This window comes from Streptomyces sp. N35, assembly GCF_016464295.1.
Lineage (GTDB): Bacteria > Actinomycetota > Actinomycetes > Streptomycetales > Streptomycetaceae > Streptomyces.
In genome coordinates this window covers 136,475-162,689 of sequence record NZ_JAEIMH010000002.1, presented here as the reverse complement: position 1 = coordinate 162,689, position 26,215 = coordinate 136,475, and the positions used below count along the sequence as shown (strand labels likewise).

General features: G+C 70.5%; 23 protein-coding genes and 1 pseudogene. 13 read left to right on the top strand and 11 right to left on the bottom strand.

Going from position 1 to position 26,215, the window contains the following annotated elements; translation table 11 throughout:
- Window positions 1-149: 149 nt before the first annotated feature.
- The 5 genes and pseudogenes from JAO81_RS01605 to JAO81_RS01585 all read left to right on the top strand — a co-directional run.
- On the top strand, window positions 150-956 hold the full coding sequence (locus JAO81_RS01605; protein ID WP_199545885.1) for a hypothetical protein: 807 nt from the start codon (window positions 150-152) through the stop codon (window positions 954-956).
- Window positions 957-1,123: 167 nt separating this feature from the next.
- Window positions 1,124-1,747, top strand: a complete 624-nt coding sequence (locus JAO81_RS01600; protein ID WP_233414802.1) for a DUF4166 domain-containing protein — start codon at window positions 1,124-1,126, stop codon at window positions 1,745-1,747.
- Entirely contained in the window at window positions 1,744-2,442 is a 699-nt protein-coding gene (locus JAO81_RS01595; RefSeq protein WP_199545883.1) for a TetR/AcrR family transcriptional regulator, read from the top strand. The genes JAO81_RS01600 and JAO81_RS01595 overlap by 4 nt, the downstream gene beginning before the upstream one ends.
- Before the next feature lie 160 nt (window positions 2,443-2,602).
- Window positions 2,603-4,414, top strand: coding sequence for a glycosyltransferase family 2 protein (locus JAO81_RS01590; protein ID WP_199545882.1), 1,812 nt, complete (start codon window positions 2,603-2,605; stop codon window positions 4,412-4,414).
- 3 nt (window positions 4,415-4,417) lie between these two features.
- Window positions 4,418-6,367 (top strand): annotated as a pseudogene (locus JAO81_RS01585) (galactose oxidase-like domain-containing protein); the annotation flags it as partial.
- 94 nt (window positions 6,368-6,461) lie between these two features.
- Here JAO81_RS01585 and JAO81_RS01580 read toward each other — a convergent pair.
- The 5 genes from JAO81_RS01580 to JAO81_RS01560 all read right to left on the bottom strand — a co-directional run bounded on the left by JAO81_RS01580 (window position 6,462) and on the right by JAO81_RS01560 (window position 11,639).
- Window positions 6,462-7,502: a glycoside hydrolase family 6 protein gene (locus JAO81_RS01580; RefSeq protein ID WP_199545880.1), complete on the bottom strand. Its 1,041-nt coding sequence runs from the start codon at window positions 7,500-7,502 to the stop codon at window positions 6,462-6,464.
- Window positions 7,503-7,631: 129 nt separating this feature from the next.
- A complete protein-coding gene (locus JAO81_RS01575; RefSeq protein WP_199545879.1) occupies window positions 7,632-9,332 on the bottom strand; it encodes a methylmalonyl-CoA mutase in 1,701 nt (566 codons plus the stop codon).
- A gap of 96 nt (window positions 9,333-9,428) precedes the next feature.
- Window positions 9,429-9,767, bottom strand: coding sequence for a DUF3817 domain-containing protein (locus JAO81_RS01570; RefSeq protein ID WP_199545878.1), 339 nt, complete (start codon window positions 9,765-9,767; stop codon window positions 9,429-9,431).
- A gap of 68 nt (window positions 9,768-9,835) precedes the next feature.
- Window positions 9,836-10,345: a MarR family winged helix-turn-helix transcriptional regulator gene (locus tag JAO81_RS01565; protein ID WP_052579541.1), complete on the bottom strand. Its 510-nt coding sequence runs from the start codon at window positions 10,343-10,345 to the stop codon at window positions 9,836-9,838.
- Between the two features lie 10 nt (window positions 10,346-10,355).
- The gene (locus tag JAO81_RS01560; RefSeq protein ID WP_233414774.1) at window positions 10,356-11,639 is read right to left on the bottom strand and encodes an MFS transporter; all 1,284 of its coding nucleotides are present in this window, start codon (window positions 11,637-11,639) and stop codon (window positions 10,356-10,358) included.
- 157 nt (window positions 11,640-11,796) lie between these two features.
- Between JAO81_RS01560 and JAO81_RS01555 the strand changes: the two genes are divergently transcribed.
- Window positions 11,797-12,783 carry a DUF5937 family protein gene (locus JAO81_RS01555; RefSeq protein WP_199545876.1) on the top strand — a complete coding sequence of 329 codons (987 nt, stop codon included), beginning with the start codon at window positions 11,797-11,799 and terminating at the stop codon, window positions 12,781-12,783.
- A 4-nt stretch (window positions 12,784-12,787) separates the two neighbouring features.
- Here JAO81_RS01555 and JAO81_RS01550 read toward each other — a convergent pair whose 3' ends face one another.
- The 3 genes from JAO81_RS01550 to JAO81_RS01540 all read right to left on the bottom strand — a co-directional run bounded on the left by JAO81_RS01550 (window position 12,788) and on the right by JAO81_RS01540 (window position 15,027).
- Entirely contained in the window at window positions 12,788-13,423 is a 636-nt protein-coding gene (locus JAO81_RS01550) for a CatB-related O-acetyltransferase (protein ID WP_199545875.1), read from the bottom strand.
- Between the two features lie 112 nt (window positions 13,424-13,535).
- Entirely contained in the window at window positions 13,536-14,090 is a 555-nt protein-coding gene (locus tag JAO81_RS01545; protein ID WP_199545874.1) for a sugar O-acetyltransferase, read from the bottom strand.
- A 22-nt stretch (window positions 14,091-14,112) separates the two neighbouring features.
- Window positions 14,113-15,027: a LysR family transcriptional regulator gene (locus JAO81_RS01540; RefSeq protein ID WP_199545873.1), complete on the bottom strand. Its 915-nt coding sequence runs from the start codon at window positions 15,025-15,027 to the stop codon at window positions 14,113-14,115.
- 118 nt (window positions 15,028-15,145) lie between these two features.
- Between JAO81_RS01540 and JAO81_RS01535 the strand changes: the two genes are divergently transcribed.
- On the top strand, window positions 15,146-16,066 hold the full coding sequence (locus JAO81_RS01535) for an EamA family transporter (RefSeq protein ID WP_199545872.1): 921 nt from the start codon (window positions 15,146-15,148) through the stop codon (window positions 16,064-16,066).
- On the opposite strand, the gene JAO81_RS01530 is transcribed toward JAO81_RS01535, so the two are convergent.
- Together JAO81_RS01530 and JAO81_RS01525 are read right to left on the bottom strand one after the other, a co-directional pair.
- Window positions 16,044-17,612, bottom strand: a complete 1,569-nt coding sequence (locus tag JAO81_RS01530) for a cell wall metabolism sensor histidine kinase WalK (RefSeq protein ID WP_199545871.1) — start codon at window positions 17,610-17,612, stop codon at window positions 16,044-16,046. The two genes, JAO81_RS01535 and JAO81_RS01530, sit on opposite strands and share 23 nt — an antisense overlap.
- A complete protein-coding gene (locus tag JAO81_RS01525) occupies window positions 17,609-18,280 on the bottom strand; it encodes a response regulator transcription factor (protein WP_307813108.1) in 672 nt (223 codons plus the stop codon). The genes JAO81_RS01530 and JAO81_RS01525 overlap by 4 nt, the downstream gene beginning before the upstream one ends.
- Before the next feature lie 204 nt (window positions 18,281-18,484).
- Between JAO81_RS01525 and JAO81_RS01520 the strand changes: the two genes are divergently transcribed.
- Both JAO81_RS01520 and JAO81_RS01515 read left to right on the top strand, forming a co-directional pair.
- Window positions 18,485-19,651, top strand: a complete 1,167-nt coding sequence (locus tag JAO81_RS01520; protein WP_199545869.1) for a glycosyltransferase — start codon at window positions 18,485-18,487, stop codon at window positions 19,649-19,651.
- The gene (locus tag JAO81_RS01515; protein ID WP_199545868.1) at window positions 19,648-20,691 is read left to right on the top strand and encodes a GDP-mannose 4,6-dehydratase; all 1,044 of its coding nucleotides are present in this window, start codon (window positions 19,648-19,650) and stop codon (window positions 20,689-20,691) included. Before JAO81_RS01520 ends, JAO81_RS01515 begins: the two co-directional genes overlap by 4 nt.
- A 19-nt stretch (window positions 20,692-20,710) precedes the next feature.
- Here the strand turns inward: JAO81_RS01515 and JAO81_RS01510 are convergent, their stop codons facing one another.
- On the bottom strand, window positions 20,711-21,340 hold the full coding sequence (locus JAO81_RS01510; RefSeq protein ID WP_199545867.1) for a TetR/AcrR family transcriptional regulator: 630 nt from the start codon (window positions 21,338-21,340) through the stop codon (window positions 20,711-20,713).
- 466 nt (window positions 21,341-21,806) lie between these two features.
- Here JAO81_RS01510 and JAO81_RS01505 point away from each other — a divergent pair, with 466 nt between their 5' ends.
- From JAO81_RS01505 to JAO81_RS01490, 4 genes are all read left to right on the top strand, one after another.
- A complete protein-coding gene (locus tag JAO81_RS01505; RefSeq protein WP_199545866.1) occupies window positions 21,807-22,784 on the top strand; it encodes a tetratricopeptide repeat protein in 978 nt (325 codons plus the stop codon).
- Between the two features lie 689 nt (window positions 22,785-23,473).
- Window positions 23,474-24,121 carry a DUF6230 family protein gene (locus JAO81_RS01500; RefSeq protein WP_199545865.1) on the top strand — a complete coding sequence of 216 codons (648 nt, stop codon included), beginning with the start codon at window positions 23,474-23,476 and terminating at the stop codon, window positions 24,119-24,121.
- 147 nt (window positions 24,122-24,268) lie between these two features.
- Window positions 24,269-24,790 (top strand): DUF6114 domain-containing protein, encoded by a 522-nt coding sequence (locus JAO81_RS01495; RefSeq protein ID WP_199545864.1) that lies wholly within the window; start codon window positions 24,269-24,271, stop codon window positions 24,788-24,790.
- Window positions 24,780-26,135 carry a hypothetical protein gene (locus JAO81_RS01490; protein ID WP_199545863.1) on the top strand — a complete coding sequence of 452 codons (1,356 nt, stop codon included), beginning with the start codon at window positions 24,780-24,782 and terminating at the stop codon, window positions 26,133-26,135. Before JAO81_RS01495 ends, JAO81_RS01490 begins: the two co-directional genes overlap by 11 nt.
- Window positions 26,136-26,215 lie beyond the last annotated feature (80 nt).

Below are 26,215 nucleotides of genomic sequence, written 5' to 3'. Positions count from 1 at the left end.
CCCCCCCCCCCCCCCCCCGGGTACTCCGGGAAAACCCCCCCCCCGCTGGGGCGTGGTTTTTCTCGTACCTGGAAGTTGAGCACTCGCTCAAGATTGTGTACCTTCCTGTTGAGCAGTCGCTCAAGAACGTACTGGACCGGGGGTTTGTGATGACGGCGGACAGGGGTCTGTATGTCGAGGCGTTGATACGGGCCGACATGGAGACGGTCTGGGAGCACACCCAGAACCCGGCCGAACACCAGCGCTGGGACCTCCGTTTCGGCGAGATCGACTACCTCCCGAAGTCCGGGGACGACCCTGCCGAGCCGCAGCGCTTCCGGTACGCGACCCGCGTACTGCCGTTTCTGAAGATCGCCGGCACCGGCATCTCGGCGGGCGAGAAGCGCCGCCCCGACGGCACCCGGACCTCGGCGCTCCGTTTCTCCTCGCCCCATCCGCTCTCCCTTCTCGAGGAGGGCAGCGGGTACTGGCGTTACGTCCCCGAAGGCGACGGCGTCCGCTTCATCACCGGCTACGACTACACCCCGCGCTGGGGCCGCTTCGGCAAGGCCGCCGACCGTCTCGTCTTGCGTCCGCTGATGGGCTGGGCCACCGCCTGGTCCTTCGACCGGCTGAGGCTATGGCTGGAGGAGGGCATCACACCCCGCTGGTCCCTCGTGCACTGGCTCACCGAGATGCTGATGCGGACCCTGCTGCTCCTCGCGCTGCTCGGCCTGTTCGTCGTCTTCGGCCTTCAGTCGCTCGTCTACGTGCTGGCCTCCGGTTACGCCGACTTCGGGGTGCTCTTCTTCGTCTTCGCCGTCGTGGGGATCCCCTCGGCCCTGGTCGCGATGCTCCTGAAGCTGCCCCCGCTGCCCTTCACCCCGGCCGCCCGCCGCTGCGGCCGCACCCCGCGCACCGATGCCCGTGCGCCCCGACTGCTCGCCACGCTCACCCCGCACGCCCCGGAGAACTGACCATGACCTCGACTTCGACGACGGCCGTCACCCCGACCTCGACCAAGACCTCGACCGCGACTGCGGCCGTGACCCCGACCTCGACTACGGTCACGAACTCGACTACGGCCTCGACCTCGATCTTCCGTACCGTCCTCGGCGCCGACTTCGACCGGCTCCACCCCGAGATGCAGCGCCGCTTCTCCGTCTCCCTCGCGAGCGGTGAGGCCTGCTTCGGCACCGGCGTGATGGACCGCATCTGGCACGGCGGCCCCTGGGTCAAGCCCTTCCTCGCGCTCGGCACCACGCGCAACATCCTGGTCCCGCGCGAGGGCCGGCACGTCCCCTTCACCATCGAGAACGTGCCGTACACCGACACGTACGGCCGTGAGACCGTGAGCTTCGTGCGCACGTTCCAGCTCCCCGGCGGCCCCCGCCGCTTCGACGCCCAGATGGTGCTCGGCCCCAAGGGCGACCGCATCCTCGACTACCTCGGCACGCATCAGCACCTCGCGTCCGATCTGCACCTCTCCGTGGACGAGCGGGGCGGACTCGTGATCCGCTCCGGGATCCACCGCTTCCGCGAGGGACGGCTCGACGTCCGGGTCCCCGAGCTGATCGGCGGCGACGCGGAGGTGCGCGAGCACTACGACGAGGAGGCCGGCCGCTTCCGTATCCGCGTCCGTGTCGCCAATCGCCGCTTCGGCCCGCTCTTCGGATACGAGGGCTCCTTCACCGCCCGCTATGCCGATGTCGGCCGGTGCGGGGTCCGCCCGGGTCTGCGTCCCGTACGCGAGGAGGCGCGCGCATGACGCCCCGAGCCGCGGCCACCGGGGACAAGGCGGCCAAGGCCGCCGAGGCCAAGGCCGCCAAGAGCGCCGAGACCAGGCAGAAGCTGATCGAGGGCGCCCTCACGACCCTCGTCGAGCAGGGCATCGCGAAGACCTCCGCGCGGACCGTCGCGGCCGCCGCAGGGGTCAACCAGGCGCTGGTCTTCTACCACTTCGGCTCGGTCGACGAGCTGCTCGCGGCCGCTTGCCGGCACGGCTCCCGGGAGCGGGTCGCGCTCTACCGCGAGCGCCTCGACGCGATCTCCACCCTCTCCGAACTGCTCGCCTTCGGACGCGAGATGCATGAGCGGGAGCGGGCCGGCGGCCATGTCGCCGTGCTCGCCCAGCTGCTCGCCGGCGCCCAGACCCATCGGCCGCTCGCGCCCGCCACGGCCGCCGGGCTCGATCTGTGGATCGCCGAGATCGAGAAGGTCCTTGTCAGGGTCCTGAGCGCGAGCCCGCTCGGAGAGTTCACCGATCCGGTGGGGCTCGCGCGGGCCGTGAGCGCCTCGTTCGTCGGCATCGAGCTGTACGAAGGCGTCGACCCCGAGGGCGCGGAGCGCGCCCTGGCGGCCCTGGAGCAGCTGTCGGTGCTCGCCGCCGCCGTCGAGGACCTCGGCCCCCTTGCCCAGCGCGCGGTGCGCCACCGGCTGCGGCGGTCCACCCGCACCGTGTGATCGCAACTCGCAAGCCCGCCAAGGACTCCGTACAGGATCAAAAAGCGCACGCTCGGCCCTGTCCGGTCTCCCTCCGGTCGACACGCCCGGATTTCTCCTCTTTTGTGGGGGTATTGGCTCGTTCGATCAGAGCGATCGGAACGATCTCGAGGAGGGCGCTGTGCGGCCGGAGGGCTACGACTACGACACCCACAGCCGGATAGCCGGGCCGCTCACCGAGCCGGACGGAGCCGCCTACCGGGTGCAGTACACGAAGCTCCTCTCGCGTGAGCCGCACCGAATACGCGCCGTCCTGCTCATGACCCTGGCGCCGGTGCTCACCGGCCTCCTGCTCGTCTATCTCGTCTGGCCCACGCACTGGACCCAGCGCGAGGGCGGCGACCGCTGGCTCGTCTATCTGGACGTCACGATGCTCGTGGCGATCGGCCTGATCGAGCTGTTCATGCTGATCAACGTCGTCTCCATCGCGCACGCGACGATGGTCGCCCGCGATCCGGTCCCTGTACGGGCCGAGCCCGGTACCCGCGTCGCCTTTCTGACGACGTACGTGCCCGGCAAAGAGCCCATATCCATGGTGCGCGGCACCCTCGAAGGCGCCATGGAGATGCGCCACGACGGACATCTGGACGTCTGGCTGCTCGACGAAGGCGACGACCCCGAGGCCAAGGCGCTCTGCGCCGAGCTGGGCGTCAAGCACTTCACGCGCAAGGGCGTCCCGGAGTGGAACCGCGACAAGGGCGTCCACAAGGCGAAGACCAAGCACGGGAACTACAACGCGTGGCTGGCGATGCACGGCAAGGACTACGAGTTCTTCGCCTCCGTCGACACCGACCACGTGCCGATGCCCAACTTCCTGGAGCGGATGCTCGGCTACTTCCGCGACCCGGACATCGCGTTCGTCGTCGGCCCGCAGGTCTACGGCAACTACCGCCCGGCCGTCACCAAGGCCGCCGAATCCCAGCAGTTCCTCTTCCACGCGCTGATCCAGCGGGCGGGCAACCGCTACAAGGCCCCGATGTTCGTGGGCACCAACAACGCCGTACGGATCGCCGCGGTCAAGCAGGTCGGCGGGCTCTACGACTCGATCACCGAGGACATGGCCACCGGCTTCGAGCTGCACCGTACGAAGAACCCGCTCACCGGCCACCACTGGCGCTCCGTCTACACCCCGGACGTCCTCGCGGTCGGTGAGGGCCCCGAGTCCTGGACGGACTTCTTCACCCAGCAGATGCGCTGGTCGCGCGGCACGTACGAGACGCTGTTCAAGCAGTACTGGAAGGCCCCCTTCTCGATGCCTCCGGGGCGGCTCTTCAACTACTCGCTGATGCTCGTCTACTACCCCATGACGGCCGTCAACTGGGTGCTCGGCATTCTCAGTTGTGTGCTGTTCCTGTGGTTCGGCGCCTCCGGTACCCAGGTCGCCGCATCCATCTGGCTGATGCTCTACAGCGACGCGGCCGCACTCCAGGTCGGCCTGTACCTGTGGAACCGCCGCCACAACGTCTCCCCGCACGAACCCGAGGGCTCCGGCGGTCTCGCCGGCATGGCGATGTCCGCGCTCTCCGCGCCGATCTACGCCAAGTCGCTCGGTGAGGCGGTGCTGCGCCGCCCGAGCCGCTTCGTCGTCACGCCCAAGGGCGGCGACGCATCCCCGGACCGGGTGCTCACCTTCCGTATCCATCTCTTCTGGGCGGCGATCCTCGCCACGTCCCTGGTCGCGTCCTTCGTGCTCGGCCATACGCATGTGGCGATGCGCACCTGGGCCTTCCTCGCCCTGGCCATCTCGCTGGCCCCGGTCGCGGTCTGGGCCTTCGGCGAGGTGCGCAGGCGGCGTGCCCTGCGCGCGGGCAAGCACGAGATCGAGGTCGAACCCGCGCTCGCCACGAGCACCGTGACCGGCTCAGGGCAGCTCTCCCAGGCCAGTGTCTCCACCGGCTCCACCGTTTCCAGCAGCACGACAGGAGGCAACTGACCCATGCCGTTCTCACCGACCAAACGCCAGAAGAAGACGGTGATGGGCGCCGGGGCCGTCGTGCTGCTCGCCGGTCTGAACGCTCCGGCGGCCGTGGGCTTCGCCGAGGAGCAGTACCACGACTACAAGATCTCCCAGCCCGGTTACAAGAAGCAGTACGGCTCCTGGAGCACGGTCGACGTGCCCGAGGAGTACCGGACGAACGCCATCCACGCGGCGCTGCTGCACACCGGGAAAGTGCTGATCGTCGCGGGCTCGGGCAACAGCCAGAAGAACTTCGACGCGGGCACCTTCGACACGATTCTGTGGAACCCGGCGGATGACTCCTTCAAGAAGATCCCCACCCCCGAGGACTTCTTCTGCTCGGGTCACACCCAACTCGCCGACGGACGGCTCCTGGTGGCGGGCGGCACCGCGCGCTACGAGGTGCTCGACGGTGCGGTCACCCGGGCCGGCGGTCTGATGCGGGTGAAGAACGAGAGCCCCGACAAGGAAGTGACGCTCAAGAAGGGCACCCGCTTCCGCTCTCCTTCCGGCACCGAGTACGTCAGCCGCTTCGATGTGAAGATCCCCAAGGCGAAGCGCAAGTTCGACATCGCGTACACCAAGAGCGGGGCGATGAAGCCCTGGAAGACCAAGGTGCAGGCCGCCGAGGAACGGGTCTTCGTGGAGGCCGTCGAGGAAGGGCCCCGATCGGTCGCCAAGAAGCAGGCGCAGTACGAGATCGTCGGTCTGAAGGGCAAGGACGCGGACAACGTCTACGGCCTCACCGAGAAGATCGACATGGAGAAGCAGGACTTCCAGGGCATCCGGGCCGCGTACGAATTCGATCCCGTGGCCGAGAAGTACATCCCGGTCGACCCGATGGCGAAGGCCCGCTGGTACCCGACCCTGGTGACGCTCCAGGACGGCAAGGTGCTCGCGGTCTCCGGACTCGACGAGGTCGGCGTGGTCGACCCCGGGGACAACGAGATCTACGATCCGGCGACCAAGAAGTGGAAGAAGGGCCCCTTCCGCTACTTCCCCACGTATCCCGCGCTCTTCCTCACCAAGGGCGGCAAGCTCTTCTACCCGGCCTCCAACGCCGGTTACGGACCCGCCGAGAAGGGCCGCGAGCCCGGCCTGTGGGACCTGGAGAAGAACACCTTCGAGAAGGTCCCGGGCCTCGAGGACATGGACCAGACCGAGACCTCGGCCTCGCTGCTGCTGCCGCCGGCGCAGGACCAGAAGGTGATGATCCTCGGCGGCGGCGGGGTCGGCGAGTCCGAGAAGGCGACCGCGCGTACCGCCGTGATCGACCTCAAGGAGGACGACCCCGCTTTCAGGACCGGTCCGCAACTCCCGCAGGGCACACGCTATTTGAACAGCGTGATCATGCCGGACGACACCGTCTTCACCAGCGGCGGCTCGTACGACTACCGCGGCCGGGGCGCGTCCAACATCCTCAAGGCCCAGTTCTACGACCCGTCCGCGGACCGCTTCCGTACGGCCGCCGAACCCACCGTCGGCCGCAACTACCACTCCGAGGCGCTCCTGCTGCCCGACGGACGTGTGGCGACCTTCGGCTCCGACTCGCTCTTCGGCGACAAGGACAACACCAAGCTCGGCAAGTTCGAGCAGCGGATGGAGGTCTACACGCCGCCGTATCTGTACCGCGACAAGGAGAGCCGGCCGCAGCTCACCGACGGGCCGCGGGAGCCTGATGCGAAGGGCAAGGCGACCTTCAAGTCCCCGGCGCCCGACAAGATCGTCAAGGCGCGGCTGATGCGGCCGAGTGCGGTCACGCACACCACGGATGTCGAACAGCGCTCCATCGCCCTGGACATGGCCAAGACCAAGGACTCCGTCACGGTCACCGTGCCGAAGGACCGGACCTTGGTCCCGCCCGGCTGGTACATGGTCTTCGGCGTGGACGGCGAGGGCACCCCGTCCGAGGCGCAGTGGATCCGCGTGGCGAAGTCGCCACCCGGCCCCCGGGGTCACGGGGCCCCCTCATACGAACCGGCCCGCCCCTCTGGCGAGAGGGGGCGGGCCGTTTCCTGTGCGGCTACTTGGAGTTGCGCGCGAGACCGAGCGCGTAGTCCGGCCACCACTTGCCGGCCGGCGGGCCGCCCCGGCACTCGCCGTCCGACTCACCGGGCCGCTTGATCCACAGGAAGGCGTCCACCAGCTTGTCGCCGGTCTTCGTCGTGGGCGCGGCGCCGAGCGCACGGCCCGGCGGGTTGCACCAGGCCTCGCCGCCGCGGCCGGGCAGCGGACCGTTGCCGTTGCGGCTGGTGTCGATCACGAAGTGCTTGTTGCCGACCAGGGCGGAGAGCTTGCGGCCGTACGCGATGTTCTCGGCGGTCGGCTGGAAGTTGGACACATTGAGCGCGAAGCCGTCGGCCTGCGCGATGCCCGAACGCCACAGCGGCTGGGCCAGATTGCCGGGGTTCCTGATCCAGTCCGGGTTGCCGGCGTCCAGGTAGACCTTGGTGTTCGGCTGCTTCTTCAGGCGTGCGACGGCCTCCGAGATCAGCCGGAAGCGCTGCTCGTGGTACTCGGCCGGGGTGCAGCCGTCCGCCACATGCGGGAGCGCGTCCGGCTCCAGGATGACGATGGCCTTCTTGTTCTCGATGTTGTCGGCGAAGGCGCCGATCCACTGCCGGTAGAACGCCTCGCTGTGCGCTCCGCCGGCCGAGTGCTGGCCGCAGTCGCGGTGCGGGATGTTGTACGCGACGAGCACCATCGTGCTGTTCGTCTTCGCGGCGCCCTCGCGGGCCGCCTTGATCTGCCAGCCGGGCTCGTCGCCCGCGGGCCACACCGCGAGCGGCTGGTCGGCGATCCGCCGCAGGACCTCGGCGTCCGAGGCGCGGCCGCCGCTCTGCCACTGCTTGACCTGCTGGGCGGCCGGGCTGTCCGGATCGACCCAGAACGGCGTGCCGGCCGGTTTCTGCGGCGACTGGACGAGGGCTGCCTCACGGGCGTCGGAGGCCTGGCCGGCGTCCTCGGCGCCGCCGGAACAGGCGGCGGTCAGGGCGAGCGAGGCGCTGATCGCGGCTGCGATGGCCAGCCTGCCGCGGATGGTGCGGGCGTTGCGGGCGGTCATCCGGACCCCTTGAGGACGATCACATGGGACCGGGCAATCGTGACATAAGGGGCATATGTCGGCAGGTCACGACACCGGGGGCGCCCCTCCGTATGGAAGGGCGCCCCCGGTGCCGTACAGGAAAAGGGCTCAGAACCCGGCGGGCTCCGTGTACACGCCCCACTCGTCCCGCAGCACCCCGCAGATCTCGCCGAGCGTGGCCTCGGCCCGTACCGCCTCGATCATCGGCACGATCATGTTGGAGCCGTCCCGCGCGGACGCGAGCATCGCGGCCAGGGCGGCCTGGACCCGCGCGTCGTCACGGCCGGCCTTGCGGTCGGCGAGCAGGCGCACCTGCTCGCGCTCCACCTCGTGCGAGACCCGCAGGATCTCCAGATCGCCGGTGACCGAGCCGTCGTGGCAGTTCACGCCGACGACGCGCTTGTCGCCCTTCTCGAGCGAGCGCTGGTACTGGAAGGCGGACTCGGCGATCTCGCCCGTGAACCAGCCGTCCTCGATCCCGCGCAGAATCCCCGAGGTGATCGGGCCGATCGGGTGCTGACCGTCGGGGTGGGCGCGCAGGCCCCGCTCCTTGATCTGCTCGAAGATCTTCTCGGCGTCCGCCTCGATCCGGTCCGTGAGCTGCTCGATGTACCAGGAGCCGCCCAGCGGGTCCGCCACATTGGCGACGCCGGTCTCCTCCATCAGGACCTGCTGGGTGCGCAGCGCGATCTCGGCGGCCTGCTCGCTCGGCAGCGCGAGGGTCTCGTCCAGGGCGTTGGTGTGCAGCGAGTTCGTGCCGCCGAGGACCGCGGCGAGCGCCTCGACCGCCGTACGGACGACGTTGTTGTACGGCTGCTGCGCGGTCAGCGACACCCCGGCCGTCTGCGTGTGGAACCGCAGCCACTGCGCCTTGTCCGACTGCGCCCCGTACACCTCCTTCATCCAGCGCGCCCAAATGCGGCGCGCCGCGCGGAACTTGGCGATCTCCTCGAAGAAGTCCACATGTGCGTCGAAGAAGAAGGACAGGCCGGGAGCGAAGACGTCCACGTCCATGCCGCGGCTCAGGCCCAGCTCCACGTAACCGAAGCCGTCGGCCAGGGTGTACGCCAGCTCCTGCGCGGCCGTCGACCCCGCCTCGCGGATGTGGTAGCCGGAGACGGAGAGCGGCTTGTACGCGGGGATGCCGGCGGAGGTGTACTCCATCAGGTCGCCGATCAGGCGCAGGTGCGGCTCCGGCTGGAAGAGCCACTCCTTCTGCGCGATGTACTCCTTGAAGATGTCCGTCTGCAGCGTGCCGTTGAGCACCGCCGGGTCCACGCCCTGGCGCTCGGCCGCGACCAGATACATGCAGAAGACGGGGACGGCCGGGCCGCTGATCGTCATCGAGGTCGTGACATCACCCAGCGGGATGTCCTTGAACAGGACCTCCATGTCGGCCGCCGAGTCGATCGCCACACCGCAGTGCCCGACCTCGCCGAGCGAACGCGGATCGTCGGAGTCGCGGCCCATCAGGGTCGGCATATCGAACGCGACGGACAGACCGCCGCCGCCGTTCGCCAGGATCATCTTGTAGCGCTCGTTGGTCTGCTCGGCGTTGCCGAAGCCCGCGAACTGGCGGATGGTCCAGGTCCTGCCGCGGTAGCCGGTCGCGTGCAGACCGCGCGTGTACGGGTATTCGCCGGGCCAGCCGATGCGCTCGAAGCCCTCGTACGCATCGCCCGGACGCGGCCCGTAGACCGGCTCGACCGGGTCGCCGGAGAGCGTGGTGAAGTCGGCGTCGCGCTTGCGGGCCTTGTCGTACCTGGCCTGCCAGCGGCGGCGGCCCTCTTCGATCGCGTCAGCGTCCATACCTTCGAATTTACTAGGACGTCCTAGTAAATGTCGATGGGCGACCCCGTGGCGCGCGCCACGGGGGTGGGGTGCCGCAGAAGCGTCGTAAGGCTTTCAGGCCTTGGCGACCGCGGGGCCGTCCTCGGTGAAGAGGGGCTCCAGCTCGCGGGAGACCTTGCGCTCGACGAAGAAGGCGGCGGTCGGGATGGTGCCCGCGATCAGCACCCACAGCTGCTTGCCGACGGGCCACCTGGCCTTGGAGCCAAGGTCGAAGGCGAAGACCAGGTACACGACGTAGAGCCAGCCGTGCGCGATGCTGACGACCTTGGTGAAGTCCGCGGCGCCGTCCATGTCCAGGGCGTACTTGCCGATCATGCCGAAGGTCAGCAGGACGAGCAGGACACCCGTGATGTAGGCGAGGGCGCGGTAGCGGGTCAGGACGCTCTTCTTCATACGGACGAGGGTAACCGCCCGGTTTGCGCGATCTTTGCGCGGGTGCGGAGGCCCTTGCGGGCGAGGACTCAGCGCTCCTCGAAGTCCGCGGCCGAGACCCGCAGCGGCCGCAGCATCGCGAAGATCTCGCCGCACTCCTCCGCGTCGTACACCCCGAGCCCGAAGTCCATCGCCATCAGATCGCGGGTGGCCGACTCGACCACCTCGCGGCCCTTGTCGGTGATCGAGGCCAGGGTGCCGCGGCCGTCGTTGGGGTTGGGACGCTTGTCGACCAGACCGGACTTCACCAGGCGGTCGACCGTGTTCGTCACCGAGGTCGGGTGGACCATCAGGCGCTCGCCGATCTTCGACATCGGCAGCTCGCCCGCCTTGGAGAAGGTGAGCAGGACCAGCGCCTCGTAGCGCGCGAAGGTCAGTCCGTACGGCTTGACCACCGCGTCGACCTCGGCGAGCAGGATCTGGTGGGCGCGCATGATCGAGGTGATGGCGGCCATCGAGGGCACCGTTCCCCAGCGCTGCTTCCAGAGTTCGTCGGCTCGGGCGATGGGGTCGAAGGGGAGGCTGAGCGGCTTCGGCACGCCCTCGACCTTACCGGGCGGTCACATCGTGGCCAGTCCCGTCTCGCAGTTCGGTCTTCTCCTGGGGCCTGGCCCCGGCCCGGCGTGCCTCCCACACGAGCAGGACGCTGACGACCGTGCCGATCACTCCGGCCCCGGTGACGACCTGGTGCACCGGCCAGAACTCGGCGGCGAGACCGGCCAGCGCCATCCCCGCGCCCTGGACCGTCATGAGGCCCGCCGTCATCAACGTCATGGCGCGGCCGCGCAGTTCCTCGGGGACGGTGGCCACGAACCACTGGTCGAGACCGAGGACGTACGCGCCGCCCGCCCCCGCGAGGACGAGGAGCAGCACCGAGAGCCCGAGGCCGGGTGCGATCGCGTATCCGAGATAGGGCAGCAGGCCGGCCGCGGCGGCCGGGAACACGATGCGCGAGCGGGTGGCCGCGCTCAGGCGGGCGCCCACCCACACTTCGGCGCAGATGTGCCCGACCGGCATCGCGCACATCAGCAGACCGAGCGCCGCCGGGCCCGCGCCGATGGACTCGGCGTACGGGGCGGCGAGAGCCTCGGGGGCGACGAGGAACATCGCGGGCAGCCAGAAGAGCAGGATCTGGGCGCGGATACGGCGGTCGGCGAAGACCTGACGCGCACCGGACAGGGACTCCCGCATCAGCGTCGCGCCACCGCGTGCGCGGGCGGGGCGCGCCTTGGTGCCGAAGCGCAGCAGCAGGGCCGAGGCCAGGAAGGTGCAGAGGGTGATGGTGATCGCGCTGCGCGGGGAGACCACCGCGAGCAGTACGCCGCCCACGCCGAACCCGGCGAGCTGGGCGCTCTGCGAGACGATGCGCAGGATCGAGCGGCCCAGGACGTAGAGGTCGCCCTCGCCGAGGATGTCGGTGAGGGCGGCCATCCGCGTGCCGGTGAAGACCGGTGCGATGGCGGCGATCAGGACGCGCAGGGCGAGCAGCGCGGCGACCGGCGTGCCCGGCATGATCATCACGGCCACGCAGCCGGCGCAGATCAGATCGCACACGACGAGGACGCGGCGGGCCGGGTAGCGGTCGGCGACGCCGGCGAACAGGGTGCCGCCGATCAGATACGGGAGCATGCCGAGCGCGAAGGTAAGGGCACTGAGCAGGGGTGACTTGGTGAGTTCGTAGACGAGCACGGTGAGGGCGATCTCGCTGACGATCACACCGAGCAGGGAGAGCAGATGGGCGGCGAACACGGCCCGGAACTCGCGGACGCGGAAGACGGCGCCGTACCCCTGGGGCGCGGCTTCGGTGGTGGCGGCACGGGCTTCGGTCGACATGTACGGCAGCGTGGCGCCCCGGGCCCGTACCGCTAAGACTTTCGGCTCAGGCCGAATCTTCGTACGCTGGTTCTTCGTACGCCGGTTCTTCGTACTCCGGCTGCCGGACCGCATCGGTGGCGGCCGGTTCCGTGGCCGAGCGGAGGGGAGCCGGAGCATGCCTTTCCATCTGCACTTCAACGAGCAGGACTTGCTGCACTGCCGGTTCGCCATCTCGCCGATCTGGGAGACGCAGGCGGCTGTCGGCGTGCTCGGGCGGCCCGAGAGTCACGGCTACCACCTGCCGTGGCTGCGCCGGATCAAGGACGCGGCCGCCGAGCTCGACCTGGCCCCGGTCCTGCGGCTGATGCCGCAGCGCGGGCGCTACCCGGACTTCTGGTGCCCGCCGCCGACGAGCGCGCTCGCCACCTTCGAGGAGGAGCTGGCGCGGGTGCGGGCGACGCCGGCCGACGCCGCGTACAACGATCTCTACCTGACGCTCGTCGAGCAGCCGGGGGCGCTGGAGAGCCCGCTGGGACAGCGGCTGATCGCCGATCCCGCGGCCGCCGTCCAGCTCCTGGCCGACCGTCTGGAGCAGGCCTGGTACCGGCTGATCGCCCCGGAGTGGCCGCGCCTGCGGGCGCTGCTCGAAGCGGATGTCGCGTATCACTCGCGGGTGCTCGCGGCGGTCGGATTCCGGTCGCTGCTGGGTGAGTTGAGCCCCGACCTGCGATGGGAGGGCTCGACGCTGACCGTCGTCAGCAGCATGGGCGAGTTCGAGCGCACACTGCACGGTGAGGGGCTGGTCCTGATGCCCTCGGTGTTCACCTGGCCCCGTGTGGTCAGCGGCCAGGAGGAGCCGTGGAGCCCGGCGATCATCTATCCGGCGCGCGGGATCGGCGGCCTGTGGAACGAGGGCGGCTCCGGTGCCTCCGACGCGCTCGCCCGGCTGCTCGGCCGGGCCCGCGCGGACGTGCTGTGTGAGCTGACGGACCCGGCGAGCACGACCGCGCTGGCCCACCGCCTCGGCCTCGCGCCCTCCTCCGTATCCGCCCATCTCTCCGCCCTGAAGGGCGCGGGCCTGCTGACCTCGCGCCGCTACGGGCATCAAGTCCTTTACGAGCGGACCCCGTTGGGGATCGCCCTCGCAGGGGCCGAGACCTGAGGCGTCAGGGCGCCGCCGCCTCCAGCTCCTCGATCGTGCCGGACATGACCGTCCGTACGTGCTCGGTGAGGTGCTCGGCCGGCCAGTTCCACCAGGCCACCGCGAGCAGCCGCTCGATCTCCGGCTCGCTGAAGCGCTTGCGGATCAGGCGGGCCGGATTGCCGCCGGCGATCCCGTAGTCGGGGACGTCCGCGGTGACCACCGCGCCGGTCGCGATGATCGCGCCATGGCCGATGCGGACGCCGGGCATCACGGTCGCGCCGTTGCCGAACCAGACATCGTTGCCCACCACCGTGTCACCGGGGTTCGGCAGACCGGTCAGCAGGTCGAAGTGGTCGGCCCAGGAGCCGCCCATGGTAGGGAAGGGGAACGTGGACGGGCCGTCCATACGGTGGTTGGCGCCGTTCATGATGAAGCGTGTGCCCGTGCCGAGCGCGCAGAACTTGCCGATGACGAGCCGCTCGGGACCGTAGTGGTAGAGCACGTTGCGGGTCTCGAACGCGGTCGCGTCGTCAGGGTCGTCGTAATACGAGTACTCACCGACCTCGATCAGCTCGGACTTCACCAGCGGCTTGAGCTGGACGACGCGGGGCTGGCCCGGCATCGGGTGCAGGACGGTCGGATCGGCGGGTACGGGCATGTTGCGCTCCCTCGGGTGTGGGTGTGGGTGTGGGTGTGGGTGTGGGTGTGGGTGTGGGTGTCCGGTGGGTGGGGCGTGGGTCTGTGGGCGGGGGAGGGGCTGGGGCCCGGGGTCACAGACTGCGCAGCACCCGGGCGGGATTGCCGACCGCGAGGACGCCCGGCGGGAGGTCGCGGGTGACCACCGAGCCCGCGCCGACCACCGTGTTCTCCCCGATCGTCACACCGGGGCAGACGATCACGCCGCCGCCGAGCCAGACGTTGTCGCCGATCGTGATCGGCTCGCCCTTCTCCCAGCCTTCGCGGCGGCGCCCGGGGTCCAACTCGTGGGTGGGGGTCAGCAGTTGGACGTTCGGTCCGATCTGGACGTCCTCGCCGATCGTGATGCGGGCCGCGTCCAGGAAGACCGCGCCGAAGTTGACGAAGGTCCGCGCGCCGATGGAGATATACGTGCCGTAGTCGCACTGGAAGGGCGGCCGGATGCGGACGTCCTCGCCGAGGTCGCCGATCAACTGCCCGAGAATCGCCTGGCGTTGTGCCGGTGGTGCGGTCGAGGCCGCGTTGTACGCCGCGCACAGTTCGGCGCGGCGCACCGTCTGCGCGAGCAGCTCCTCGTCGTCGGCGATGTACCAGTCGCCCGCCAGCATGCGGTCCTTGTTGTCACCCATGGCAGACCACTATGCCCGCACCTCAGGCGGCGGACGCCGCCGCCCGGGCCCACTGCCGCCGCAGCAGCTCCACCGTCACGGTGATCGCCGGCCGGCGTGCCGCGCCCGGCCGCCACAGCGCGTACAGACGGCGCACCGGCGCCGGCTCCAGGGGGAGCGCGTGGACCCCGTGCGGCAGCGGGCCGCGGCCCAGGCGCGGGATCAGGGCGATGCCCAACCCGGCGGCCACCAGGGCCAGTTGGGTGTGGTACTCCGCCGCCTGGTGCGCGAGCAGCGGCTCGTGGCCCGCCGCCCGCAGCGTACGCACCAGCCAGTCGTGGCAGACGGTGCCCGGCGGCTGGCAGATCCAGCGCTCCCCGCCGAGATCCGTGCGCTGTACGGAGTCCCGCGCGGACAGCGGATGCCCCTCGGGCACCAGGAGGTCGCACGCGTCGTCACCGATCACGGCCTGCTCCACACCGTCCGGCGCGGGCAAAGGCGCGATGTCCCAGTCGTGGGCGACCGCAAGGTCGATCATGCCGCGGGCGACCAGGTCGATGGACAGATGCGGATCGACCTCGGTCATCCGTACGTCGAGTCCGGGGTGCTCCCGGGCGAGTTCGGCGAGCACGGCCGGCAGCAGGCCGCGGGCCGCGGTGGAGAAGGCGCCGATGGTCAGGAGGCCCGTCGGCCTGCCCCTGCGTTCCTCGAGCGTGGTCTCCGCGCGCTCGACGATCGCGAGCAACTCCTGTGCGGTGGAGGCGAGATGGCGGGCCTCCTCGGTGAGCGCGACACCCCGCCCCCGGCGTTCGAGCAGCGTGGTGCGGGTCTCCCGCTCCAGCTTGGTGATCTGCTGCGACACCGCGGACGGGGTGTACCCGAGCGCGAGGGCCGCGGCGGCGACGGAGCCGTGCACGGAGACGGCGTGCAGGGCGCGCAGACGTCCGAGGTCGAGCATGAGCGCCTCCCGGGTGGCCGGCTCCTGGGCCCGAGCCGCCTATGCGTAAGCAACACTCAATTCAACCATGAAGAGATTCGCGCTGGTGCTAAAGAGTCGGGTCGCTGATCCTCGGATCATGCGTCCCGTACACATCGCGCTCGCCGTTCTGGTCACCGCCGTCTGGGGAGTGAACTTCGTCGTCATCGAGCTCGGGCTCGGACACTTCCCGCCACTGCTCTTCTCCGCGCTGCGCTTCCTCGTCGCGGCCCTGCCCGCCGTCTTCTTCGTGGGCCGTCCCAAGGTCGCCTGGAAGTGGGTGATCGGGGTCGGACTCGCCCTGGGCGTGGCCAAGTTCGGGCTGCTCTTCATCGGGATGGACCGGGGGATGCCCGCCGGACTCTCCTCCCTCGTCCTGCAGATCCAGGCCGTCTTCACGGCCGTCCTCGCGGCGGCGCTCCTTCGCGAGCGCCCGGGGCGCCTACGGATCGCCGGCATGACCGTCGCGCTCGGCGGCATCGTCCTCGCGGCCGTCGACGAAGGCGCGTCGGGGCCCGTCCTCGCCTTCGTACTCGTCATCGCGTCCGCCGCGTGCTGGGGCGTGTCCAACGTGCTGACCCGCAAGGCCTCACCGCCGGACGCGCTGAACTTCATGGTGTGGGTGTCCACCGTTCCCGTACTGCCGCTGCTCGCCCTGTCGTTGGTCTTCGAGGGGCCCGAGGCGGATCTGGCGGCGCTGCGCGCGCTCGACTGGGGCGGCGTCGGCGCGATCGTCTACGTCGCGTGGGGTGCGACGGTCTTCGGGTTCGGTGTCTGGGGCTTCCTGCTGCGGCGCTATCCCGCTTCCGCGGTGGCCCCTTTCTCGCTGCTCGTACCGGTCTTCGGAATGTCGTCGGCGGCGCTGCTGCTCGACGAGTCGGTGAGTCCACTGCGCTGGGGTGCGGCGGTCCTGCTCGTCGGCGGGGTGGCGCTGACTTCGCTGTCGCGGTCGGCGCCTTCCCCGGTGCCGGTCGTCTCTACCCCAACTCCCGTACTGGCTAAGGCCGGTCAGGAAACGTGAGCCGGAACAGCGCACCCCCGCCCGGCGCCGCCTCGGCCGTGAGGTCGGCGTGGTGGGCCCGGGCGATCTGCCGGGCCATCGCGAGGCCGAGTCCCGAGCCGGGCAGGGCGCGGGCGGACTCGGCGCGGTAGAAGCGGTCGAAGACATACGGCAGGTCGGCCGGGGAGATTCCGGGGCCGTGGTCCCGTACGGTCAACTCGCGTGCGGTCAGGGTTGCTTCGACCGGGCCGTCGGGCGGCGAGAACTTCGCGGCGTTGTCGAGCAGGTTCGTCAGGAGCCGGGACACGCGGGCCGGGACGCCGGGGAAGGTCACGGCGCGGGCGTCGTCCGTGGCGTACAGCGTGAAGGCGACCTGGGGCCAGTGCGCGCGGGCGGCGTTCACCGCGTGCGTGACCAGGGCGTCCATCCGGACCTCTTCGAGCAGCGGCTGCGGCTCCTCGTCGCGCGCCAGCTCGATCAGGTCGTTCACCATGCCGCTGACCTCCCGCAGCTGCCGGCCGAGCGCCTGGGCCGCACGGTCGCGCTGGGCCGGCGTCAACCGGTCGGCGCGGGCGAGGAGTTCCGCGTTCGTACGCAGCGCCGTGAGCGGGGTGCGCAGCTCGTGCGAAGCGTCGGCGACCAGGCGGCGCTGTGCGGTGACCGACTGCTCCAGCTCGCCGAGCATGGTGTTGAACGTGGCGGCAAGCGGCGTCCCCTCGTCCTCGCGCCCTTCGGGACCCGGCGGCAGCTCGATGGGGTGGCGGGCGTCACGGGTCGCCGCGATCCGCTCGGCGGTCGCGGTCAGCCGGGTGACGGGCGCGAGTGCGGTGCGCGAGACCCAGTAGCCGGCCGCGGCCGCGAGCAGCACACCGGCGCCGCCGACCAGGGCGAGCAGGGTGGCGGCCTGGCGCACCCCTCGGTCGGCGATGTCCGCGCGCAGGGCCACCTGCAGCGCGGTGCCGTCGCGCGACGGGGTGGTGTACATCCGGGCGGGATGGCCGTCGAGGGTGAAGTTCGTGTAGTACGCGGGGCGTTGGCGCGCCGCGACCTGACGGGTCGCTTGCGAGACGGGCAGCAGGTACGGCTGCCCGTCGGCGTTCTTCGGGTGCGGCTCGGCGGGGTCGTCGGCCGGGTCCGCGGGCACGTTCTGCACGCAGGCCGGAGCGCCCAGGTAGCGGCACTCGCCGGTGTACACACCCGGGCCCTCGTCCGCGTGCTCCTTGCCGATCAGGGTCGCCGACTGGGCGAGGTTCTGGTCGAGCTGCTGGTAGAGCTTGAAGCGGATCACGAAGAACGCGGCGGTGCAGATCCCGACCGCGACCAGCGCCACCGCGGCCGTCGCGGCGAGCGCGAGCCGGGTGCGCAGCGGCCGGCGACGCCGCCAGCGGGCGCCGAGGCGGCGGTCGGTCCGTCCGCGGGGGGCTCGTCCGGTGGTGCCGGGTCCCGGGTCGGCCGGTCCGCGGGGGGCTCGTCCGGTGGTGCCGGGTCCGGGGTCGGCCGGTCCGGTGCCGGCAGGACCGCGGGCGCCGAACTGTGGTGGGCCGGAGGCGCGGCCGTCGTCGCTCATGACACATCCAGGCGGTAGCCGACGCCGTGCACGGTGTGCACGAGCCGTGGTTCGCCGCCGGCTTCGAGTTTGCGCCGCAGATAACCCACGTATACGGCCAGGGAGTTGGAGTCCGGGCCGAAGTCCTGACCCCAGACCCGCTCCAGGAGCAGCTCGCGCGGCAGGGCCTGACGCGGGCTGTGCAGCAGCTGTTCGAGGAGCGCGAACTCGGTCCTGCTGAACTCCAGGGGCCGCCCGCCCCGCTGCCCGGTGCGGGTCACGGGGTCGGCCGTGAGGTCGGCGAACGTGAGCAGCGTGCCGTCCCCGGCCGGCTCGTCGGGGGCGACGCGGCGCAGCAACGCCCGTACGCGGGCGGTCAGTTCGTCCAGGGCAAAGGGTTTGACCAGGTAGTCGTCCGCGCCCGCGTCGAGGCCGTCCACCCGTTCGCTCACCGAGCCGAGCGCGGTCAGGACCAGGACCGGCGTACGGTCGCCCATCGCGCGCAGCCGCCGGCACAGGGCGAGCCCGTCGAGCACCGGCATCATCACGTCCGTGACGACGGCGTCCGGCTGCCAGGCCGCGATCTCGGACAAGGCGGCGAGCCCGTCACCGGCGCCGCGCACCGCGTACCCCTCCACCGCGAGCCCGTCCTCGATGGCGACGCGCACCTCGGGTTCGTCGTCGACCACGAGGATGCGCGGTCCGTCGGGGGGCGCCGGGGTGCCACCGCTGTCACGGTGCGCCGGGGTGCCGCCGCTGTCACGGTGCGCCGCGGCGCCGCTGCCGTGACGGTGAGCCGGGCCGCCGCTGCCGTATGCCTTCGCTGCCATGCCGTAAAGGGTGCCAAACCGGACTCTTAGAACCCTCTTACCGCGCTCAGTGAGCCTGGCCGCATGCTGACACCCACCTCACCTCTCTCCGTAGTGATCGGCGCGGGCGGCACCGGCGGTCACATCTATCCCGGGCTCGCGCTCGCCGACGCCCTGCGCCGCGCCGTGCCCGACGCGCTGATCTCCTTCGTGGGCACCACCCGCGGCCTGGAGACCCGGCTCATACCCGGGGCCGGCTACCGGCTGCACACCGTCGACATGATCCCCTTCGACCCCTCGCTCGGCGCCCGTCGCTTCCTGCTGCCGGCGGCGCTCCTGAAGTCCGGCGCCCAGGTCCGGTCGATCCTGCGGGCACAAGGAGCGCAGGGCGCGCACGTCGCGGTCGGCATGGGCGGCTACCCCAGCGCGCCCGTGATCCTCGGCGCGAAGCTCGCCGGACTGCCGAGCGTGATCCACGAGTCCAACGCCGTGCCCGGGCGCGCCAACCAGTTCGCCGCCCGCCTCACCCCGCACCTCACCGTCGCCTTCGACCGCAGCCGCGCGCATCTGTCGGGCGGCGAACGGGCCCGCGTCGTCGGGATGCCGATCGCCGCCTCGCTCGCGGGACTCGACCGTGCCGGGCTGCGGGCCGAGGCGCGGCGTGCGACGGGCGTACGGGACGGTGCGCGCCTGATCGTCTTCAACGGCGGCAGCCTGGGCGCGGCCCGCCTGACCGAAGCCGCGCTCGGCCTGGCCGAGCTGTGGCGCTCGCGCACCGACGTCCAGCTGCTCATCAAGACGGGACCGGCCGCCCTGGAGGTGACCCGGCGGCGCCTCGGCACCTCTCCCGTGGCCCGCGCGGTGCCGTACCTGGACCGCATGGACCATGCGTACGCCGCCGCCGACCTGGTCGTCTGCCGTGCGGGTTCGGCCACGGTCGCCGAGCTCGCCGCGACCGGCGTGCCCGCCGTCCTCGTGCCGTACCCGCACGCCCCCGGCGACCACCAGACCCACAACGCACGGGTGCTCACCGATGCCGGCGCCGGGCTGCTGCTGCCCGACGCCGAGACCACGGCCGAGCACCTCGCCGACCTCGTCGGCCCGCTCCTCGACCGGCCGGAGCGGCTCGCGGCGATGGCGCGCGCCGCCGACCCGGGTCCCCACGCCCGGGCCGCCGACCTGCTCGCCGCCGAGGTGCTTCGCCTCGCCGGCCGCCCCGTTCCCTTCCCTCACCTGGAGACCGTCCGATGACTTCCTTCGACCAGCTCGCAGGCCAGCCCGCAGACCAGCCCGCAGACCAGCCCTTCGACTGGCACGGCCGCACCGTCCTCGTCACCGGAGCGGAAGGGTTCATCGGCTCCACGCTCGTGGACCTCCTCGTCGAACAGGGCGCGCGCGTCAAGGCGTTGGTGCACTACAAGCCGTACGCGGAGAAGGGCCATCTCGCCCACCACCTCGGCGGTCCCGAGGTCGAGATGCTCGCGGGCGACGTCCGCGACGGCGGACGCGTGATGGACGCGGTGGCCGGCTGCGACACGGTCTTCCACCTCGCGGCGCTCATCGGCATCCCGTACAGCTATGACTCGCCCGGCGCGTACGTCCAGACGAACGTCGTCGGCACCGAGAACATCCTCGAAGCCTGCCGCCACCACGGCGTCCGCCGCCTCGTCCACACCTCCACCAGCGAGGTGTACGGGACGGCGCTCACGGTCCCGATCGCCGAGGACCACCCGCTGCAGCCGCAGTCGCCGTACTCCGCCTCGAAGATCGGCGCGGACATGATGGCGCTGTCGCACCGCAACGCCTTCGATCTGCCGGTCGCGGTGGTACGCCCCTTCAACACGTACGGACCGCGGCAGTCGGCGCGCGCGGTGATCCCCACGATCCTGGCCCAACTGCACGCGGGCGTACGGGAGATCAAGCTCGGCTCGCTGACGCCGACCCGTGACTTCACCTATGTCACGGACACGGCGCGCGGGTTCCTCGCGGTGGCGGCCTGCGACCGGGCGCTCGGTGAGGTGGTGAACCTCGGTACGGGGCGCGAGATCTCGATCGGCGACCTGGCCGCGGAGCTCATCGCGGCCACGGGGGCGAAGGCCGAGGTCGTGGTGGACCCGTCCCGGCTGCGCCCTGCGGCCAGCGAGGTGGAACGGCTGCTCTCCGACAACTCCCGGGCGCGGCAGTGGGCTTCGTGGCAGCCGGAGGTGTCGCTGCGGGAAGGGCTCTCGCGGACGTCGCAGTGGGTGGCGGCGAATCTGCGTCTCTTCGACGTATCGCGCTACCAGGTCTGACGCGGTCCGCTCTGCCGGGTCAGGGGCGTGCGGTTCCGGTCAGACCGCCGAGCAGCAGGGCGGTGAAGCTGCGCGCCCACTCGGTGTCGACCGGTTCGCTGCTCACCAGGGAGCGGTGCACGACCGCGCCGGCGACCACGTCGAAGATGAGATCGGCGGTGCGGGCGGCGGTCACGGGATCGTCCTCGGCCGGCAACTCGCCCCGCTCCTGGGCGCGTTGCCGCCCTTCCAGTACGAGGCGCTTCTGGCGGTCGACGATCGAGGTGCGGATACGGGTGCGCAGCGCCTCGTCCCCGGTCGATTCGGCGACGACGGCCATCAGCGCGGTCCGCGTCTCGGGACGGTCGAGCAGAGCGGCGAACTGCAGCACGACGCCCTCGACATCGGCGGCGAGGCTGCCGCGGTCGGGGAGTGCGAGCTCGTCGAAGAGTTCGGCGACGGCGTCCACGACGAGTTCGTTCTTCCCGGCCCACCGCCGGTACAGCGTCGTCTTCGCGACCCCGGCCCGCGTGGCCACGTCCCCGAGCGTCAGCTTGGACCAGCCGAGGTCCACGAGGGCTTCGCGGGTGGCCGCCAGGATCGCCGCGTCGGCCTCGGCGCTGCGGGGCCGCCCGGTTCTGCCGGGGCGGTCGGTGGTGTGGTCGTGCATGGCGCTGACCATACCGGGCGGTACGTGGGGCGGGCCGGTGCCCGGCCCGTGATCGCCTTACCCCCGTGAGGGAGATCACGGGCCGAGAACCCCCCAGACGATATACGCTACGACTCGTAGCGAAAGCTCGTACGTGAACCTCTCACCGCGAGCGGCAACCACATGCGTGGGGTGGGGACCCCGCGCACCCGGTCCTTTCCTCGGGCCACCCGGGCCTTTGCACCTGGCCCACTGGCCGTGACCTGTCCGCATGTCCCGCATTCCGGCGGGGGGCCTACGGACGGGCCGCGGCCCCACGACGCCGGACGTGGCGGCGAAGCCGGGCCCGGGACGGGGCTCGGTGAACCGCCGCCCGTCCGTGCACTTCGCGCCGGGCATCGCTTGGATCTGCTCGAGCGCCGCAGGGGCTGAACCTGATTTCGGTAGCCCTTAACGGGAGAGGTCGCCGTAGGGGGAGAATGGGCGCATGCAGCCACGGAACATGTCCATGAGCGGAGTCGTCGACCTCGCCGCGGTGAAGGCGGCCCAGGAGGCCAAGGCCAAGGCGGAGCAGGCCCGCGCCGAAACGGCCCGGCAGGGCGGCGGCGGTGCCGTCTCGCCCGCCGACCTGGTGATCGACGTCGACGAGGCGTCGTTCGAGAGCGCCGTCATCCAGCGCTCCACCGAAGTCCCCGTCGTCATCGACTTCTGGGCCGAGTGGTGCGAGCCCTGCAAGCAGCTCGGCCCTCTCCTGGAGCGACTGACTCTGGAGTACAACGGCCGCTTCCTGCTCGCCAAGGTCGACGTCGACGCCAACCAGATGCTGATGCAGCAGTTCGGGATCCAGGGCATCCCGGCCGTCTTCGCCGTCGTCGCGGGCCAGGCGCTCCCTCTCTTCCAGGGTGCCGCCCCCGAGTCGCAGATCCGCCAGACCCTCGACCAGCTGATCCAGGTGGGTGAGCAGCGCTTCGGTCTGACCGGTCTCCTCGTCGACCCGGACGCCGAGGGCGCCCCCGCCGTGGCGGAAGCACCCGAGGAGCCGGCGGGACCGTACGACGCGCTGCTCGAAGCCGCCGTACAGGCCCTGGACGCGGGCGACTTGGGCGGCGCGGTGCAGGCGTACAAGAACGTGCTCGCCGACGACCCCGCCAACACCGAGGCGAAGCTCGGCCTCTCGCAGGCCGAACTCCTGCAGCGTGTGCAGGGGTTGGACGCGCAGCGGGTGCGCCAGGAGGCGGCCGAGAAGCCGGCCGATCCGCAGGCGCAGATCGCCGCCGCCGACCTGGACCTCGTCGGCGGCCATGTCGAGGACGCCTTCGGTCGCCTGGTCGACACCGTCAAGAAGGTCTTCGGTGACGACCGCGATGCCGTACGCGTGCATCTGCTCGGCCTCTTCGAGGTCGTCGGAGCCGACGACCCGCGTGTGGCCAAGGCCCGTTCGGCCCTTGCCCGCGCGCTGTTCTGACACCACAAGTACCGGTTCTGACACGTCAGTACGCCCTGTACGTACGGATGGTCCGGATGGTGCTTGGCTGACCTTTCGTTAAACCAGGGACACGCAAGTGGTCTTGTGAAGATTTGACGCCAGAGAGGCACGGCGGCCGCGCTTTACCAAATCTTGGTAATCGCGGCCGCTGTTACTTGGAGTAAGTCGAAGCCGTGGTTCTGTCCGGTTTCGCCAGTTGATCAACTGATCCGTCCCCAGGGGTGCATGCACCCTGCGTGCCCGCCCGACGTCGGGCCGTCGTGACGGGGTTATGGAGCCGTTACCAGCGAGTAACGAACCCCCTTGTGCGGGCGCTCCGAATGGACCACGATCGGCCACGCTCGGTCCATTCACGTACGCCCGACAGCCAGCTCGGGAAGCGGGTTCCTGGGTCCCCACCGAGTGGCCGGAGACCTCATGTCGCCGGCCTTGGACAGGGGGGTCTCCACCAATCCGGTGGGGCCTGTCCGACAGGTCGCGCCGCCCCGGTGCGGCCCGTGGTTGTCGCTCGGGGGTGATCGCCCATGTTCCGCGCCGCAGTTCCTGCGCAGTCGGAAACAGCAGGCGCTCTCCTTCCCGAGGACGTAGCACTTCTCCCATCCCTGCCCGGCTGAGCCGCTGTGTGGCAGTCAGGGCCAGGAGATGTACGTCCGAGAAGGAGGAAAGTCATGGAATCCGTGGCTCGTGGCGGAACCAGATGGAAGCGGTTCGCCGTAGTCATGGTGCCGAGCGTCGCGGCTACTGCCGCGATAGGCGTGGCCCTCTCGCAGGGTGCGCTTGCGGCATCGTTCAGCGTTTCGGGACAGTCGTTCAAGGTCAAGGCCGATGAGCTCCGCGGCTACGACATGCTCCAGTACGGCGGCGTCGACGTCGGCGTGGACATGGAGGGCAAGAAGGCCGCCCACCCGGTGGCCATCAACGCCTTCAAGACGGCCGAGATCGACAACATGTGCCAGTCGATCGTGACGCACGTGCCGTTGCTCGGCGACGTCACGATGAAGCTCACCGCCGGTGGCAAGGGCACTCCGGTCAAGGCTCAGAACATCTACATCGATGTCGCGCAGCTGGACTCGTCCAGCGCCACGTTCTCGAACGTGGACATCGGCGTCGCCGCCGGCTCTGCCGGCGACAAGGTGCCCCCGATGAAGGGCGGCACCGAGCAGGCGAACCCCAACGGTTTCGCCCAGCGTGCCGACAAGGCCGTCATCAAGGACGTGAAGCAGACCGCCTGGGCGACCAGCGCGGGCACGTTCGAGCTGAGCGGCTTCGGTCTGTCCTTGAAGAAGGGCAGCGGCGCGGGGGTCGAGTGCTACTAGGCACTCGCTGAGTTACTGCGGCCGAGGCCCCTGACAGGGGGCCGGCCGTCGGGCGACTGGCCCGGCGGGCGCGGAGCCTCACTCCCCGCCCGCCACACAGACCTTCTGAATTCACATGTACTGCCGGTTCCAAGGAGCTGTTGTCCCATGAGCGCCGATGCACCGGGGCAGAACGACCACTTCGTCAAGGTCTACCGCAGGAAGTTCCGGGCCTGGCGAGGCACCCGGCCGTTCTGGGCGGGCCTCTTCACCATCCTCGGCGGCATTCCGATCGCGTATCTGCCGTACGGGGACATCAAGCTCGGCAATGTCACGCTCGCCATGGCCACCACGGCCGGAGCCGGTTCGCTGATCATCGGCGTGCTCCTGGTCACGCTCGGCCTGACCATGTGGTTCCACCACATCGTCCGGGTGTTCGCAGGTGTCGCGGCGATTCTGCTCGCCCTGATCTCGATCCCCGTCTCGAACCTCGGCGGGTTCCTGATCGGCTTCCTGCTCGCGATGATCGGCGGCGCGCTGTCCATCTCGTGGGCACCGGCCACGCCGACCGCGCAGGAACCGGCGAAGACGGACGCGCAGACCGAGCCGGACCCCGCACCGCACACCGACGACGACAGCGGCGCGGACCACACACTGGAGACCAACGGCGGGAGGCACAGTGCCGGGTGACGGTACGCAACTGGCCCTCGGGGCCGCGGACGGCGCTGCGAGCTCGCCGCTGAACGGCACACGCGCGAAGACCGGCCCCAAGCACGCGGCTCCCCGTAAGTCGCTGCTGACGAAACTTCAGATACCCGCGAACAGGGCCATGGCGCTGGCCGCCATGCCGACCGCCGTGTTCGTGGGCATGGGCCTCATGCCCAAGCCCGCGCTCGCCGACGACGGCGAGATCCCCTTCTCGTCGGGTCCGTGTGTGACGCGCGAGGACGTGGAGGCGGCGCAGGAGGAGAGCGCGTCGCCGACGCCGACTCCTTCGGCCTCCGAGACGGGCACCGAGTCCGACAAGCCCGAGGAGAAGCCCTCCGAGGAGCCCTCGCCGGAGCCGTCGACGAGTGCGTCGGGAGAGGCGGCGGCGGACGGTACGACGGACACCGCCGAGCCGAAGGCGGCCGCCGAGCCCACGCCGTCCCCGTCCCAGACCGCGAACCCGCTGGACCCGCTGGGTGTGGGCGAGAAGCTCGACCAGTTCGGCGAGGACGTCAAGGACTTCTTCACGCCGGACGACAAGGAGACGGCGACCCCCGAGCCTTCCGCGACGCCCACGCCGGAGCCGAGCGGGAAGCCGACCGCCGAGGAGACCGGGAAGCCGGCCGAGGACGACCCGTCCAAGGACGAGCCGACCGAGGACAAGCCCACCGAGGACAAGCCCGCCGAGGACGTGGCCGACAAGGTCACCGGCGAGGTGGACAAGGCCGGGGACAAGCTCAAGGCCGACATCGAGAAGGCCGCCGACGAGGTGGGCGCCGAGGTCGAGAACCTGGACGAGGCGCTCAAGGAACTGCCGCTCGGTGAGGACGGCAAGCCGCGCTTCCCGTGCGCCGAGGGGGACCCGAAGGCACTCGCCGACGCGGACCTGGAGCCCGGTATCCCGGCGCTGCCCGACTACCCGTGGAAGCTCGAGTCCAGCATGCTCACGCTGCGCGGCCTCGACTACCACGGTGTGGTCAACGTCAAGACGGCGGGCGGTACGGTCAAGCCGGTCCTGAAGTTCACCGCCGACGCGGTGGACATCAAGGATCTGCACCAGGTCGTGCAGGACCCCAGGGGCGGACCCACGGCGCACGTCAAGGGCGCCAAGGGGTCGACCTCCGAGATCCGCGGCGGCACGGTGACCATGTACACCGAGTCGCTCAAGGGCAACCTCTTCGGGCTGATCCCCGTCGAGTTCACGCCCAAGACGCCGCCGCCGCTGAACGTGCCGTTCGCGTTCTTCACCAACGTCACCGTGATGCAGGCCGGCCAGTTCGGCGGCACGCTGACGGTGCCGGGTTTCCAGAACTACATCGAGGAGTAAGGGACTTACCTCCCGGATCTCCCCGTATACGAAGGGGGGTCCCCCCCCCCCCCGGGGGCCCCTTCTTCTCTGCCCGGAGG